Below are 15,835 nucleotides of genomic sequence, written 5' to 3' on the forward strand. Positions count from 1 at the left end.
GTTCCTTTATTGTTTGGAGGAATCGATTCAGTGCTTCGGATTGATAAGATCCCAGCCTTGAGTCACCACTTCGGCATAGATCTCGTCCGGATAGAGACGCCCCAGCTCCTCGCTCAGACATTCCTCAAGCGTACGCGCGGGTACGCTGATGGTCTGAGGCGATTGACCGGGCACGTTCTGCACTGCAATGCCATCATCGGTGGAAGGACGTTCCAGGCTCAGCACGCCATCGGAACGGGTCAGATACACGCCGGTCACCGCAGTTGCGTTCGGATCGTCTTCCACCACAACAGGCACGTTCAAACGAAGACGAAGCCATGCGGCCAGCAGATCCATCGGCAGATAATCCTTCTTGCCGGTCACGCGTACACCGCTTACCGGCAGATGCGGAGGCTGGTCGAGCATCGAAGCCAGCATGGCACGCCATACGGTGAGCCTGGTCCACGACATATCCACGTTCTTCGACGACCAGTTACGACGCAAATCATCCATCGTGCGCATCGGATTCGAGGAATGCATGGCATCGGTGATGCGGCTGCGAGCCATTGATCCCAACAGGTCGGTGGACAGGTTCGCCGGAGCCTCATTCGGCCACCAGGCCACCACCGGAGCGTCCGGCACCAACAGCGGAATCACCAACGTGTCAGGGTGGTGCACCAGCCCGCCAAGCGGACGCAACACGATGATTTCGCCCGCACCGGCATCGGATCCGAAACGCACTTCAGCATCGAGGAAGGTGCGCTTCTTACCATCTTCCGCATTCATGTCAGCCTTGCGCGAGTTCGGTGCAATGGCGATCACACGGCAGGGATGCTCACGGCTGGCGTTGTTCGCCACGGCGAGATCATGCTCCAGCGACGTCTCATTCGTGGAGATCAGCAGTGTGAGCACGCGCCCCAAAGCCGCTTCGCCACGTTCCTCGTGTAATTCATCGATTTTCGCCGAAATCTCACGGGTTTCGGTGTTCTTCATGGTAATGATCACGGCATCCTCCAACGGTGTCCATCGCGGGCCAGCATTTCAACGGCTTCCTGAGGGCCCCACGTTCCGGAACGGTACGGTTGCGGCTGGCCAAGCGTAGACCAGAACTCTTCGATCGGATCGAGGATCTGCCAGCTCAATTCCACTTCACGCGTGGTTGGGAACAGTGGCGGGTCGCCCAGCAATACGTCAAGAATCAGACGTTCATAGGCTTCCGGAGACGATTCGGTGAACGAACGGCCGTAACCGAAGTCCATCGACACGTCACGGACCTCCATCGACGTGCCACCCGGCACCTTCGCGCCGAACCGCATGGTCACACCTTCATCGGGCTGCACGCGGATCACGATCGCATTCTTGCCGAGCTCCTTCGTCGCGGTCGACTCGAACGGCAGATGCGGGGCGCGCTTGAACACCACGGCAATCTCCGTGACACGCTTACCTAGACGTTTGCCCGTACGCAGATAGAACGGCACGCCGGCCCAACGGCGCGTATCGACATCCAAACGGATCGCCGCATACGTCTCGGTCGTCGACTCCGGATCGATGCCCTTCTCATCCAAATACCCCACGACCTCATGCGAACCCTGCCAACCGGCCGCATACTGGCCACGCGCCGTATGCGCCGCCAGATCCTTCGGCAAGCGCACTGCGGACAGCACCTTCGTCTTCTCCGCCGTCAGATCGGAAGCGGAGAACGAAACAGGCTCCTCCATCGCCGTCAACGCCATAAGCTGCAGCAAATGGTTCTGGATGATGTCACGCGCCGCGCCGATACCGTCGTAATAGCCGGCACGACCCGCCACGCCGATATCCTCGGCATGCGTGATCTGCACGTGGTCGACGTAATTGTTGTTCCAGATCGGCTCATACATCGCGTTCGCGAAACGAAGCGCCAGAATATTCTGCACCGTCTCCTTACCGAGATAATGATCGATACGGAACACGCTGGACGGGTCGAACACCTCGGAAACCACACGGTCAAGCTCTTTCGCGCTTGCCAAATCGTGACCGAACGGCTTTTCGATGATCACACGACGCCAAGCACCCTTGTCGGACTTCGCCAAACCGCAATCCGCCAACTGGCGCGATACCTGCGGGAACGCGCGCGGCGGCACCGACATGTAGAACGCATGGTTGCCTCGCGTGCCACGATCGCGGTCGAGCTCGGCGACGGTGTTCGACAGTCGTTCGAACGCCTTCGGATCGTCGAACGTGCCTTGCACGAAACGAATGCCGTCGGCGAGCTGTTTCCATGTCGCCTCCTTGAATGGAGTACGGCAGTGCGCTTGCACGTTTTCCTTCACGAAATCCTTGAAATGATCCTCGGTCCAATCACGACGTGCAAAACCCGTCAAACCAAAGCTCGGCGGCAACAGGCCACGATTAGCCAGATCATAAATGGCAGGAAGCAGCTTCTTGCGTGACAAATCGCCGGTCACGCCGAAAATCACAATACTGCACGGGCCTGCAATGCGCGGAAGTCGAAGATCGCGCGGATCGCGCAGCGGATTCGTCCACTCTTCAGGCGTGCCAAGTACGGATGAAACAGTTTCAGTCATGTGCCTCATAGTATCGCCAACACGTCACGGACGGCAGTGGCCATCCGAAAAACGTCCTTTCCATATTTTGTGAAAACCCACAAAACCAGCCGTTCCTTGGCCGCTGTGAGTAATGTCACAATCGATAGCCGCTGTATTAATCCGCAGAAAAAACACATAATCCGGCGAACAGACGGTTGAATCCTTCTCGCATGGTGCTTCGCGGGCAAGCCACATTGATGCGGATGAAATCACGCCCATTGCCGCCATATTCGGCACCTTCGGAGAACATCACCCGGTGATTGCGTTTGAGATGTTCGCACAACAGAGCGGTATCATGCGTCAGTTTCGAACAATCGACCCACAGCAGGTAGGTGGCATGGCTTTCGATCAAGGTGATGCGTCGTTCCGGTGCTGCGGAAGCGTTGTATTCGTCGATCATGGCTCGCGCTTCGGCTTTGTTATCGGCCAGATATGCGCGCAATTCCTCAAGCCATGGCTCGCTTTCGTTGAAGGCGGCGAGCGTGGCGGTCATGGCGAAAGCGTTCGGCTCGGCCACTTCATCGGTATTGAGCGCGCGCCATACTTTATGCTTCAGCACGGGATTCGGGATCATTACGGCAGCCGTGTTAAGACCGGCGATATTGAACGTTTTGGTCGGTGCCATGCAGGTCACGGAGTTCATTGCGCACCGCTCATTCACCGAGGCAAAGGGCACGTAATCATATCCCGGATCGGTAAGATCACAATGAATTTCGTCGCTGATTACGGTCACATGATTGTTCCAGCAGAGCTCGCCTATGCGTGCGAGGGTGTCGCGATCCCAGATTCGGCCTACGGGATTGTGCGGATTGCACAGAATCATCAGCGTGGTTTGCGGATCAGCCAACTTGGATTCCAGATCGGCCCAGTTGATGGAGTAATGTCCGGAACCGTCATATTCCAATGGCGATTCAAGCACTCGGCATCCATTATTGATAATCGAATTGAAGAAAATGTTGTAGACCGGAGTTTGGATAAGCACATTCTCGTTGGCAGTGGTGAGTTTTCGTACCATGCTGGAGATTGCCGGCACCACGCCGGTGCAAAATACCAACGATTCCGGGTCGATATCAAGATTGTGCCTACGACGCCACCAGTTAACATATGCCTGATTCCATTCAGGAGGAACAATCGAATATCCGAAAATACCGTGGTCAAGACGCTGTTGCAATGCGGCTCGGATCTGTGGAGCGGTTTGAAATTCCATATCCGCCACCCACATGGGCAGCGCGTCCCCCGCCTCTTCCCACTTGAGCGAATATGTTCCGGAGCGGTCTATGGGAGTGTCGAAATCGTAAGTCATGCCATCAAACTTAAGGACTTCAAGTGGACGAAGTCAAATGCAAGCTGTGAATGATCATGGTTTCACAACATGCATTTTAATGACTTTGTCGGTCAGGCCGCCCTGTTGCATAAGTTCAAAAACATGGCCTTTCGGATATTCCATGCCGGTTCTTTCGCGTTCATGCTGACGCACCCATTGTGAACGAACCAAACCAAAATAACCAATGTAAATGATGTATTGCTTTCTATGCGAGAAGTGCATGAAAACTGGCAATCAGTCAGCCCAGTCGAAAAGTTCCGGACCGTTGCGTTGCAAATGGCGTTACTGCATGCGCATTGACTACCATGAACATCAATACTTAAGGAAGGTGGTCTTATGGCATATGCGTTGATAACGGGGGCTTCGAGTGGTATTGGACGCGAAATGGCGGCATTGTTTGCGGCCGACGGGCATGATCTCATCATCACGGCACGCAGGCAAAGCAAGCTCGATGAAGTGAGACGCACGCTGGAACATCGCTATGGCGTGCATGTGGAAACGGTCGCACTTGATTTAAGCGAGTCTGACGCACCGCAAAAGTTGCACGATTACACGGTTTCGCAGGATTTTGAGGTGGATCATCTCGTCAATAACGCCGGTTTTGCGGATTGGACGGGTTTTCTTGACGCCGACTGGCTTCGTCAGCATGAGATGATGCAGCTCAATATGGCCGCGTTGGCTGAGCTTACGTACCGTTATGGTCGTGACATGCGGGCACACGGACACGGCAGAATCTTGAATATTTCCTCTGTAGCTTCGATGATGGCAGGCCCGTATATGGCGATGTATTTCGCGTCGAAGGCGTTCGTGCGCTCTCTTTCCGAAGCGGTGGCGTATGAGCTGCACGATACCGGAGTGAGTGTGACCTGCGTATGCCCGGGGCCAACATCCACGGGGTTCGCCAAGGCTGCGAACATGCGTGGCATGAATTTCTTTACACTGACCAAACCGGCCACCGCCTACCAGCTTGCCGTCTATGCTTATCGAAAGATGAAGCAGGAGCGCACGCTTGCCTACCATGGCTATCTCACCAAAGCCGGAGCGACCGCGGAACGGCTGCTCCCCCGCGCCCTGACTCGACGGGTCGCCGCAGTCATGAACGGGGGCGATCCGCACAACCAACATCGCTGATGATTCGCCAGGCAACTCAATGGAGCCTTCACGCCTGGACAGACCCGCCTTCATGTAACGAGCCGCACACTTTTTCATAAAGCGTGCGGCTCGTTACGTTCATCAGCGTATTGGTTTCGTTACGAAATCGCTATCAGGCTTCGATTTCTTCGCGACCCGGCTCAGCCCACAGGGTGTGGAATGCGCCCGGCTGATCCACACGCTGGTAGGTGTGAGCGCCGAAATAGTCGCGCTGACCCTGAATCAGAGCGGCAGGCAGGCGCGGGGAACGCAAGCCGTCGAAGTACGACAGGGACGATGCGAAAGCCGGAGTCGGCAAGCCATTGCGCGCGGCTTCGGCCACCACGTTGCGCCACGAGTTTTCGGCGGTTTCGATGGCGTTCTTGAAGTACGGGGCAAACAGCAGCGACACGTTAGCCTCACCGGATTCGAACGCTTCGGAAATACGGTTGAGGAACTTCGCACGGATGATGCAGCCGCCACGCCAGATGCGTGACACGGCAGCCAGATCGATATCCCATCCATATTCTTCGGCGGCAGTAGTGATCTCGTTGAAGCCCTGGGCGTAGGCGACAATCTTGGAAGCGTAGAGTGCCTGACGGATGTCTTCGATGAAGGCCTTCTTCTCATCGTCGGTGAGGTTCAGCTTGCCGTCAGGGCCATTGAAGCCCTGCTTGGCGGCTTCCTCACGCAGATCAGCTTCGGAGGAAAGACCACGGGCGAACACGGCCTCGGCAATGCCGGTGACCGGAACGGCCAGAGACAGTGCGGTCTGCACGGTCCACGTGCCAGTGCCCTTCATGCCAGCATGATCGACGATCAGATCAACCAGCGGCTTGCCGGTCTTCTTGTCGACCTGATGCAGCACTTCGGCGGTGATTTCGATCAGGTAGGAGTCAAGTTCGGTCTTGTTCCACTCTTCGAACACGTCACCGATCTCAGCCGGGGTCATGCCAAGGCCGCGACGCATCAGATCGTAGCTTTCGGCGATGAGCTGCATATCGGAGTATTCGATGCCATTGTGCACCATCTTGACGAAGTGGCCGGCACCGTTAAGTCCGATATGTGTGACGCACGGATCACCTTCGGCCTTTGCTGCGATGGATTCGAAAATCGGCTTCAGCGTCTTCCAAGATTCTTCGGAGCCGCCCGGCATCATGGAAGGTCCAAGCAGAGCGCCTTCCTCACCACCGGACACGCCGCATCCGACGAAATGCAAGCCGCGAGCGCTGATTTCCTTCTCGCGACGAATGGTGTCCGGGAAGTAGGCGTTGCCTGCGTCGACGATGATGTCGCCCGGTTCCATCAGGTCGGCGAGCGCGTTGATCATGGCGTCGGTCGGCTCTCCGGCCTTGACCATGATGATGGCGGTACGCGGCTTGACGAGGCTGTCCACGAACTCTTCGAGGGTTTTTGCCGGGAAGAATTCGCCTTCGCTGCCGTGTTCGTTCATGAGCTTTTCGGTACGACCGTAGGAGCGGTTGAACACGGCCACTTTGTTGCCGTGGTGTGCGAGGTTACGCGCGAGGCTACCGCCCATTGCGGCAAGACCGACTACGCCGACGTTTGCTTCAGCTGACATGCTGACCCCTTCCATCAGGAAAAGTAGTACTTTATGAACCGTTCTTTAGTGTAGACCCGAGCTACCCCAGAACCATGGACCGTCTCAAGTCTGACATCCTGTCAAAGCTGATACCATGCCAAATCTGACGTATCGTCAATCATGTGGCGTGATGGTGCGCACAAAACGCATAGCTTCGGCAGGTGTGAGTGATGGCACGTAGGCCTGCGCCACAGCAAGCGATATTTGCGGCAGTTTGGCCGCATCGGGATAGCAGATATACACTTTCTCTTCGTCGGGGTGGAATTTCAGTTTGAAACGGAACAGTGAGTGGAATCCGTATGCTGGTTCCATGATGTCTGCGACCATTTGCAGTGCATGACGCAACACTTCGCTTTCCTCGTGTTCGCTTTCGCTGGATCCCATGCCGGCTAGTGGCGCCGCCGATAGGCTCATGAATTCCACGTTGTCTTCGTCACGTAGTCGTTCAGCCATGCGTGCAATCAGGAATTCCATGATGCCGTTGACGCTGTCGGTACGGTGCCTCATGAAGTCAAGCGTCCAACCGATGATTGTGCCGTCACGATAGGTGGGCAGCCAGCTGGTTACGCCAAGGACTTTGCCGTTGCCGTCGACCGCGTAGAGCAGGCGCACCCGGGAGTCGATCAGTTCGTCGACGCCGCCCAGGGTGAATCCCATTTCCGGCAGAGCCTTTTTGCCGGCCCACTGTGCGGAAATCTCACGAATTTGCGTTTGCACTGAGAAGGGTGCTTCCTTGAAAGTGGTGAGCACGTCGGTGATGCCGTCTCGTTTGGCTTTGTTGATGGCGGTGCGCACGTCCTGCCATTTCTTGCCTCGGGTCTGCCATTCGTTGGGATTGACGATCATTTCCGTGCCGACGTCAAGTGAATCCCATCCGGCTTTGGCGAGTTCGGCTCGCTGCGACTCGTGTACGCTGTAAAATACGGGCGTCCAGGAATGCTGCGCGCAGAATGTTGCGAAATCAGTGAGATCTTCCGCATATTCGTGTGGATCTCCGAATGGTCCTGTCACCGTCAATGCGATGCCATACGACACTCGATAGGCGATTGCGGAACGTCCGGTTGCAGAAAACCAATAATCATTGCCTTCCCAAGTTGCCATGAATGACATGGATTCGCCGCCAAGCGGAATAATCGCGTCAACATGATGGCGCGAAGCGTCATTCACCATGGAACGATCCCGCAAACAATCCCAAACACACAGCAGGGCGATAACCCAAAACACCGGACCGACGCACTGATATACCAGCACGGAGATTTGCCCGACGGGTACAAACTCAGGTTCGATCGCACTCAGCAGTCCGATCGGCAACAATCGTTGCACATAATCGGCAAGCAATGCAATCAATTGCGGACTTTCGTTGAAATCCTCGGGAGAGGCAAGCCCATACCCGACATACATCAATCCCAACAACAGAAAAGCCGACAATGCACCTGCCGCAGCGCGCAACATAATCTCACTTCTGGTGCGAATCATAAAACACTGACGGAACGCAATGACGATAACGATAAAAATCAATGGCAATGCCATAGTGGAAAACATTGCGTGAAACGCACCGTGACGAACCAACGCAGGCAACGCATCAGCCTGCGAATCGCCAACATTTCGCAGCGGAAGCATCACATAGAACAGCATCGCAAATACCACCGTGCACGCGTTGAACAGCACGCTTAACACGGCGGCAATGCGGCGTCCGCGGTACAGACCCCATGCGATCAACAGCAGCATCAGCGTCGGCATCAACGACACCAGCCAGTTTCCGGGCATGGTGAATCGCATCATACGATATTGCGCGAAACAGTTGGCATGCGAGGAACCGTTGAGGCAATCCAACACTTGTTCCGTATCGAATTCCGTGGAACCGGTCAGCAATCCGAACATGGAAAGCAATCCAAATGATTGCCTTGAGGAAACGGCAACCAGCGAACCGACCGCCTGCACGCCGGCAGCAATACCAATCAGCCTGCGCATCTCGTACAAGGCACCATGCCTATACACATCGCCTTGACTTTCGGACGCCATCAAATAACCAAGCACATGACCGATCAGCGCGGCAGCCAGCAAACAATAATCGCTGGCCTCGCCACGGTAGAGGAACATGATCAGCACCACGCTATAGCCGATCACACGAATACGCCGACGCCACAGCATGACGGTGAATGCGCTGGCACACATCAGCGTGCCCACCACAACAACCAGCGGCCCCAAAATCGCGCCATCATGCGAAATCGCATGCCATTGCGGACTTTTGCCTGCGAGCAGCGAACATAATCCCATGCCCAGCGCTATGCCGCCAAGCGTGGTGATCAGCGACACCCATGCCGTCTTCACTTTTCCAATCACCGTTTCGCATAAGCCGAATGCGATGAGTATCAGTGGAATGTCGATCAGCAGACGACCCAAATGAGGTACTGACAGCAGCGAGATCGGCGCGGTATACCAGCGCCCATGCGCGAGCGCGTCAAAACTCACGCGCGACAATTGCGGCGGAAATTGCATATGTCTGATGCCGCATACGAGCTTCATGCCGACATTGAACAGCGTGATGAACAGCACGAAGCCCAAGGTCATACGGTGCCGACGCATCCAGTCGGCAAGATCGGATATGAGCGCGCGAAAGCCGAACAATGGTTTTACTGCTGATTCCTGCGATTGCGTTGTCATGACAATGCTTCCGTTCGATAATTCGGATTAATGATTCTATAAATGATTCAGATTGACGATTCAGATTGATACTTGTGATCGCAAGTTGCCGACGCGTCAAAACGACATGTCAGATCGCGATGCGTTTGAGATTCGGATAGTCCGCCAATTTCGGCTTGGCGTCGCTCAGTCCCGTGTTACAGCCGAATACGGCAAGTCCGTACCGCAACGTGTCTTGCACGGCATGCCAGTCATGCGCATTGCCAAGCGATTCGACCGCCGTAACATGCATGCCCGCCTGTTGGGCAACCGGTGCGATGCGTTCGGCATTGCGCACGGACTCGTGATCACGTTCCCCCGCACCGATAACAAGCGTCTGGTTCGAAGGCGCATGGTTGCGAATGGCGTTGATGGGAATCTGCTTCTCGTATGCGGTGCGATCGCCGCGGAAGAACCGGCTGATCATACTGCTTTCACTGCCATTGGTCGGTTTGAGCTCGCTGCCGGTGGGGATGATGGTGCCGAACAAATCCGGATGGTTCGCACCGATTTGCAACGAACATGTGGCTCCTTGCGAAAAACCTGCGATTGCCCAATCTTGTGCTTGCCATGCCGCAGGAAGATTGGTTCTCACCCAGTCGACCACGTCTTTCGTCAAGTAGGTCAGCACATTGCCGTACACCGGCGAATCCACGCATAGGGTGTTATGCGAATCGTCTCCCAACTGGTCGGCCGCAATAACAATGGGTGCGAGTCCGCCATGATGCTGAGCATAATCGTCCATCATGGTTTGGATGCCGCCCGCGGCAAACGCGCGCCCCGGAGAACCCGGCTGGCCGCTCATCATCAGTATGACCGGCAACGCCGGCTTGTGCTTGGCTGTGGCAATCGCTGCCGGCGGCAGATATACCAGCGCCTGTCGCGCCTCGAAATGCGATGTTGTGGCTGGAATATTTACCTTACTGACTTCGCCATGTGCGGGAATATCGCTGATGCTACCGTCTGCCGCTTCCTGCTTCCATTGCGTGACGCTAATCAAATCGCTGCGTTTCGCCATTCCCGTCAGGTCGGCTTCGTGATAGGTGTCTTGGCCGAACAGTGATCCGATGGTGGCATATTCTCCATACGCCTGATCGATGCCGGTGGCGGCGGAAAGCACTGCGCATGCCACCAATATTACGGCGACGGCACGCAACACTCCCCTATGCAGCATCGCATGACTGACCGCGAATCCGATGATCGCACAACCGCAACCAGCCCATGCGATCACACGCGGGCCCAGCCCAACACCGAACACCACAAACACGTCCGACAGCAACCAGGCAATCACCCATCCAACAATGCCGGCAATAACCGCAATCACCATCGGACACGCAACTACGGCAATTGCACGTTTACCGTCGCCACGGCTTTCGCCAACCGTCTCCCATATTGCAATACCCAACAGTGTCGCCGCCAGTACCGCAGTTATCGAAAACAACGTTGCCGGAAACCAGCCATCCACCAAGCTTATGTTCATCAACCATGTACGCATGCGCACTTCTTGCTTTCATATTCTTCATTTCCAATGTGCCAGTTGTAGTCCATGAAACGTTGGCACGACCTCATCCTTGAGACTGATTTTCCTTGGAATACCGACGAAAAATACTGTGAGCAAGCTGAATGGATGATGCTCTTAGGCAGCGTTCTTGCCTTTGCCGATCATGCCTCGAACGCACGTTCCAATGGTTTGGTCAAATAATATGATTCCAGCTTAGAATACTCTAAGAAACACATCCAATGCTCCCGACCGGCAGTCAAGCGGTATGGTGTTGGACTATGCAGTATGTTTTTTCGGCGTCGAATGTTTCCTGTGTCGTGCCTGTCGATGGTGAGCAACGCACGATTTTCAGCGGATTATCCGTTGATGTGAAGCATGGTGAGATTGTGGATTTGGTCGGTCCTTCCGGATCGGGCAAGAGTAGTCTGCTTACCGCTTTTGCACGATTGAATCCGAATGCGAACGGCGATTTTCAGCTTGAAGGGCGCCCTGCCAGCGAATTCACACCGCAGCAGTGGCGTAGTCAGGTGGCGTATTTGCCGCAGAAGCCGGTATTGATCGGTTCGAGTGTGGCCGAGGCGATTCGTTTACCGTTCACATTGGCTATCCGTGCGGGCGAAGGCAAGCAAGGATTCGACAGAAAATGGTCGGCCGGTAAGTCTCTCAAACCCACAGATCTACTGCCGGATGCTCGCATTCGAGCCACGCTTGACGCCATTGGCTGCGCGGATATTGATTTGGGGCGTGCTCCGCATGACTTGTCTGGAGGCCAGGCCGCCCGTGTGAGTTTGGCGCGCACCTTGCTTACTTCGCCGAAAGTGCTGCTTGCCGATGAGGTTGATGCCGGTTTGGATGATGAGAACGCCGATAAGGTGGCATCCATCATGGCTCAGGCCGCAGAGCGGGGCATGGCGGTGATTCGTATTCGCCATCGCCCGCCGGATGGGCGTGCCACACGCATTCTCACACTGGCCAATGGCGTATTGCAGAGTGCGAATGCTCCGCACACCGCAGCAACCAATGATTCCAATGATTTCGCGGCACAGTCCGATTCGGTGCAAGGAGTGCAGGCATGAGCGGCAATTACTATTCCATTGATATTTGGGGTCTGCTCATCGCATTGGTTATGGTCGGCGTGGCCGCAGGCATTTCCGAAGCGATGCGCATGGGCATTGGCAAGACACTGCTATGGTCGGCGTGCCGCGCGTTGCTGCAATTGTGCGCCATGGGTTTCATTATGGAGTTCGTCATCAAGTCGAACAATCCATGGCTGGTGCTGCTGCTGGTGATGTTCATGCTGATCGCGGCCGTGCAGATCACCCTGTCTCGCGCCAAAGGTGTGCCGAAGGGCTTGGCCGGTCCCGTGTTTTTGAGCTTGGTCATCACCATGCTCATTATGATTTCGTTGGTCACCGAATTAATCATTCGCCCGCAACCTTGGTATGCGCCGCAATTGGTGGTACCGTTGACTGGCATGCTGCTCGGCAATACCGTGTCCGCTTTGGCGGTTGGATTGAGCCGGTTTTTCGAAAGCATGAAGGAACGCCGTGACGAAGTGGATACGCTGCTGGCGTTGGGTGCGACCGCTTGGGAGGCCGCGCGCCCGTCCATCGTCTCGTCGATTCGTTTGGGTTTGCTGCCAACTACCGCCTCGCTGGCGTCCAGCGGCATTGTGACGGTGCCTGGCATGATGGCCGGTCAGATCATCGCCGGCGGCAATCCTATCGATGCGGCGAAATACCAGTTCCTGGTTCTCGCCGCCATTGCAGCGTTGACACTTCTGGCTGACAGTCTCATTATGGTGATGGCGTACCGCAAGTGCTTCACTGCAGACGACCAATATAATCCGATTGCAGACTGAACGACTTTCATATAGCCAATCAAATTAATAGACGATCAGTTTTAATAGAAAACGGTGTCCGCCAAGTGCTCATGAACCTTGGCGGACACCGTTTTCTATTGTTTACCAGCTATGCAAGCTTTGATTTTGCATTTCAGCGATCAACGCGTGCGGAACGGCGCTTTCCTGATGTTCGCATGGCGATGGCGGGACTGCCCGGCATGCTTGTCGTGACGTTCGCCACGGCCACCACGCTTGACCTCCGTATGACGGTCATAGCGTTTCGCATCCGAGGAACGCTCGTCATGCTTCTTGCCCTTGGAACGACGATCGTCGTCATATCGACGTTCGGCACGGGCTTCAGACTTGCGCTGCTTCTTGCTTGGCACACCCTGCTTTTTCGCAAGCTGCGCGGACTTCTTCTTTCCCGGCCCCCTGCGATTGTCGGTATTGCCGTAATCGCCGTCGTGCCTACGCTTGTTCGCCGTTTCGTGCTGTTCGTTGTCACTGCGCTGCTGCTCATGCAGGCGCGCGTACTTTTCACGACGCTTGTTATTGCGCTTTTCCTCACGCTGGTCACGACGTTCCTCCTGAATTTCAGGATGTTCCCAACGATGTTCGCGCGCCTCGAATTCGCGATTGTCACGGCCTTCGAACTTGGCGGCACGACGTTCAGCGCGATTCTGCTTCGGCTCGAACTTCTTGGCGTTGTCGTTACGCTCCTCACGCTGGTCGCGATTGCGACGATCCTTACGTTCGGACTTGAACGGCTTGCCACCCTTGTCTTTGCCACGATCCTTGTTGCGTCCACCGGAACGGTTCGGTTTGCCGGAACGTTCGCCGTCGGCACCGCCATTGCCGTTCTTCCTACGGCGCGGATTGCCTGCCGGCTGCGACTGCTCAAGCGTCCAGCCGAATACCGGCTCGGCCACTTCACCTACGAGTTCCAACACTTCCGGCGAATCAGGGGTTACGTCGATCGGCTCGACCTCCAGTCCGGCCTCTCGCATCATGCGACGGGTCCTGCGGCGCTGGTTCGGCAGAATGATGGTCACCACGTCACCGGAATGACCGGCTCGCGCGGTTCGTCCGGAACGATGCAGGAAGGATTTCGGATCTTCCGGCGGTTCGACCTGCACCACGAGTTCCACACCGGAAACGTCGATGCCTCGCGCGGCCACATCGGTGGCCACCATAACGTTCACATCGCCGGAGTTGAAGGCGGCCAGATTGCGGTCACGCTGGTTCTGGCTCAGATTGCCGTGCAATTCGGCCGCAGGAATGCCGTTCTGCGTTAAATCCTTGGCAAGCTTCTGCGTCTGGAATTTGGTACGGGTGAACAGAATGCGACGGCCCTTGCCGGAAGCGAGGGTGCGCACCAGCTCGTGACGGTTGCCCTGCGTGGTTTTGAACACATGGTGGGTCATCTCGTCAACGGTCGCCGTCGCGGAATCGACGCTATGCACCTTCGGATCGGACAGGAAGGTTTCCACCACTTCGTCCACGCCATGGTCGAGCGTGGCGGAGAACAGCATGATCTGCGCGTCGAACGAAATCTGGCCGAGCAGTCGCTTGACTGGCGGAAGGAAGCCCATATCGGCCATTTCGTCGGCCTCATCAATAACCGCGACCTCAACCTTGTCCAAGGTGAGCGCGCCCTGTTCAATCAAATCCTCAAGACGACCTGGGCATGCCACCACAATATCGGCACCGGCCTGAAGGTCACGGATCTGGCGGGCATAACGTACGCCGCCGTACACGGTAGTGGTGTTGATGCCGTATATCTGAGCAAGTGGCATCAGCACGTCGTTGATCTGGTTGGCAAGCTCACGGGTCGGAGCAAGCACCAAACCACGCGGATGAGGCACGAAATCGTCGGCGCGACGCTCCTCGGCATGAGCCCGCTTCACACGATCAACCTCATGGCGGAACTGGCTCATGTTCTCATATTCGCTGGCATCCACTTCACCCAAGCGAGCGACCAGCGGAATCGAAAATGCCAGCGTCTTGCCGGATCCAGTACGACCGCGGCCAAGAATGTCTCGCCCAGCCAACGAATCGGGAAGCGTGTCGGCCTGAATCGGGAAAGCGGTTTTCTTGTCATCAGCCGCAAGCACGCGGACCAGCGGACCAGGAACGCCGAGTTCGGCGAACGTCAGCGGACGTTCCTCTTCCTCGCCCATCGCTTCGGAAGCGGCTGCGAGGGTATCTTCATCAAAAACGGTATCGGGCACAATGGCCTTTCATGTCAAATATTACGCACGTTGCGCAAACCTGATAACTGTAGCCTATGCCCAATACTTTTGCTTACGTTCCTTCAATCCTTCATATCCGTTATATTCACGCCGGATTGCGGTTGATTTCGATGTCGGTGACGGTCAAATTCGCTTCGTTGACCAGATTGAACAGAATCACTTCGGCCAGTTGGTCGGCACGCATGAAGGTATGCTGCTTTTCTTCCGAAACGTAGTCATGGCTGTCACGGTAGAATGAGGTGTCGATGCCACCTGGATAGACACCCACGATTTTCACACTTGTTCCCTTGTATGCGGCCTGCAAACTCTTGGTGTAGCCCTTCTCGCCCCACTTGGTGGCGCAGTACACGGATTCATTGGGGTTGCCTCGCGTCGCCGCGGTAGACATGACGTTGGCGATTTTGAGATCCCGCTCGCCGTCCGCCTTCAGGGTTTCCACGCTCCACAGCACCATGCCTTTCAGACCTTTCAGGCACTTGTCCACATCGGCCGCCTCGTATGCGGTCGGCACTTTGAACGAAGGCTGCCCGGCATTGTTGATCAGCAAATCGATATGACCGATTTTCGCGATTGCGGCAACGGAGTTCTTCACGAACGATTCGTCGGAAATATCGCCCACAAAAGCTCTGTATTCGTCGGCAGCAAAAGTCTTCGACAACTCCGCCTGACGTACGCCATTGAAATCAATACCAGCAACGAACCATCCTTTGGCAATCAGCTGTCGAGTCAGCTCATATCCCAATCCAAGTGCGGAACCGGTGACGATGGCGATTTTCTTTCCTGCTGCGGTACTCATACGACGAACTCCTTCATTCAAAAAAGAACATAGCCCCTTTTTTGCACCATCATAACCGTTCAACCCCACATGAAGTCAAACGATTGACGTAACACATTCAACACCGTTTTCAGCGAGCCCACATATTTCGTATCCCCAT

12 protein-coding genes are annotated in these 15,835 nt (G+C 55.7%); 3 read left to right on the forward strand and 9 right to left on the reverse strand.

The genetic code is table 11. The features are described from left to right. Nucleotides 1-27 precede the first annotated feature (27 nt). From CE168_RS00725 to CE168_RS00740, 4 genes are all read right to left on the reverse strand, one after another. On the reverse strand, nt 28-984 hold the full coding sequence (locus CE168_RS00725; protein WP_099571153.1) for a glucose-6-phosphate dehydrogenase assembly protein OpcA: 957 nt from the start codon (nt 982-984) through the stop codon (nt 28-30). Beyond that, nucleotides 981-2,552 carry a glucose-6-phosphate dehydrogenase gene (gene zwf / locus CE168_RS00730; RefSeq protein WP_442861938.1) on the reverse strand — a complete coding sequence of 524 codons (1,572 nt, stop codon included), beginning with the start codon at nt 2,550-2,552 and terminating at the stop codon, nt 981-983. The genes CE168_RS00725 and zwf overlap by 4 nt, the downstream gene beginning before the upstream one ends. Nucleotides 2,553-2,679: 127 nt before the next feature. Continuing rightward, nucleotides 2,680-3,867: a MalY/PatB family protein gene (locus CE168_RS00735; protein ID WP_099570718.1), complete on the reverse strand. Its 1,188-nt coding sequence runs from the start codon at nt 3,865-3,867 to the stop codon at nt 2,680-2,682. A gap of 54 nt (nt 3,868-3,921) precedes the next feature. Next, nucleotides 3,922-4,122, reverse strand: coding sequence for a hypothetical protein (locus CE168_RS00740; RefSeq protein ID WP_143433376.1), 201 nt, complete (start codon nt 4,120-4,122; stop codon nt 3,922-3,924). Nucleotides 4,123-4,224: 102 nt separating this feature from the next. Between CE168_RS00740 and CE168_RS00745 the strand changes: the two genes are divergently transcribed. Then, complete coding sequence (locus tag CE168_RS00745) at nt 4,225-5,019, forward strand: SDR family NAD(P)-dependent oxidoreductase (RefSeq protein WP_099570720.1); 795 nt, start codon at nt 4,225-4,227, stop codon at nt 5,017-5,019. Between the two features lie 133 nt (nt 5,020-5,152). Here the strand turns inward: CE168_RS00745 and gndA are convergent, their stop codons facing one another. The 3 genes from gndA to CE168_RS00760 form a co-directional block, all read right to left on the reverse strand. After that, nucleotides 5,153-6,601, reverse strand: a complete 1,449-nt coding sequence (gene gndA, locus CE168_RS00750) for an NADP-dependent phosphogluconate dehydrogenase (RefSeq protein ID WP_099570721.1) — start codon at nt 6,599-6,601, stop codon at nt 5,153-5,155. A 135-nt stretch (nt 6,602-6,736) separates the two neighbouring features. Further along, nucleotides 6,737-9,286, reverse strand: coding sequence for a bifunctional lysylphosphatidylglycerol flippase/synthetase MprF (locus CE168_RS00755; protein WP_099570722.1), 2,550 nt, complete (start codon nt 9,284-9,286; stop codon nt 6,737-6,739). Nucleotides 9,287-9,395: 109 nt separating this feature from the next. Next, nucleotides 9,396-10,799, reverse strand: a complete 1,404-nt coding sequence (locus CE168_RS00760) for an alpha/beta hydrolase (RefSeq protein WP_099570723.1) — start codon at nt 10,797-10,799, stop codon at nt 9,396-9,398. Between the two features lie 284 nt (nt 10,800-11,083). Between CE168_RS00760 and CE168_RS00765 the strand changes: the two genes are divergently transcribed. Further along, nucleotides 11,084-11,881 carry an ABC transporter ATP-binding protein gene (locus CE168_RS00765; protein WP_099570724.1) on the forward strand — a complete coding sequence of 266 codons (798 nt, stop codon included), beginning with the start codon at nt 11,084-11,086 and terminating at the stop codon, nt 11,879-11,881. Next, nucleotides 11,878-12,666 (forward strand): ABC transporter permease, encoded by a 789-nt coding sequence (locus tag CE168_RS00770; RefSeq protein WP_099570725.1) that lies wholly within the window; start codon nt 11,878-11,880, stop codon nt 12,664-12,666. The genes CE168_RS00765 and CE168_RS00770 overlap by 4 nt, the downstream gene beginning before the upstream one ends. 140 nt (nt 12,667-12,806) lie before the next feature. On the opposite strand, the gene CE168_RS00775 is transcribed toward CE168_RS00770, so the two are convergent. Then, nucleotides 12,807-14,879: a DEAD/DEAH box helicase gene (locus CE168_RS00775; protein ID WP_099570726.1), complete on the reverse strand. Its 2,073-nt coding sequence runs from the start codon at nt 14,877-14,879 to the stop codon at nt 12,807-12,809. A 106-nt stretch (nt 14,880-14,985) separates the two neighbouring features. Then, nucleotides 14,986-15,696, reverse strand: a complete 711-nt coding sequence (locus CE168_RS00780) for an SDR family NAD(P)-dependent oxidoreductase (RefSeq protein ID WP_099570727.1) — start codon at nt 15,694-15,696, stop codon at nt 14,986-14,988. Between the last annotated feature and the right edge of the window lie 139 nt (nt 15,697-15,835).

It is taken from the genome of Bifidobacterium sp. N5G01, from assembly GCF_002742425.1.
GTDB classification, from domain to species: Bacteria; Actinomycetota; Actinomycetes; order Actinomycetales; family Bifidobacteriaceae; genus Bifidobacterium; species Bifidobacterium hominis.

Coding starts and splice junctions, on each gene's coding strand:
- zwf (WP_442861938.1), bottom strand. CDS start 2,552: ATGAGGCACATGACTGAAACTGTTTCATCCGTACTTGGCACGCCTGAA.
- CE168_RS00735 (WP_099570718.1), bottom strand. CDS start 3,867: ATGACTTACGATTTCGACACTCCCATAGACCGCTCCGGAACATATTCG.
- CE168_RS00745 (WP_099570720.1), top strand. CDS start 4,225: ATGGCATATGCGTTGATAACGGGGGCTTCGAGTGGTATTGGACGCGAA.
- gndA (WP_099570721.1), bottom strand. CDS start 6,601: ATGTCAGCTGAAGCAAACGTCGGCGTAGTCGGTCTTGCCGCAATGGGC.
- CE168_RS00755 (WP_099570722.1), bottom strand. CDS start 9,286: ATGACAACGCAATCGCAGGAATCAGCAGTAAAACCATTGTTCGGCTTT.
- CE168_RS00760 (WP_099570723.1), bottom strand. CDS start 10,799: ATGCGTACATGGTTGATGAACATAAGCTTGGTGGATGGCTGGTTTCCG.
- CE168_RS00765 (WP_099570724.1), top strand. CDS start 11,084: ATGCAGTATGTTTTTTCGGCGTCGAATGTTTCCTGTGTCGTGCCTGTC.
- CE168_RS00770 (WP_099570725.1), top strand. CDS start 11,878: ATGAGCGGCAATTACTATTCCATTGATATTTGGGGTCTGCTCATCGCA.
- CE168_RS00780 (WP_099570727.1), bottom strand. CDS start 15,696: ATGAGTACCGCAGCAGGAAAGAAAATCGCCATCGTCACCGGTTCCGCA.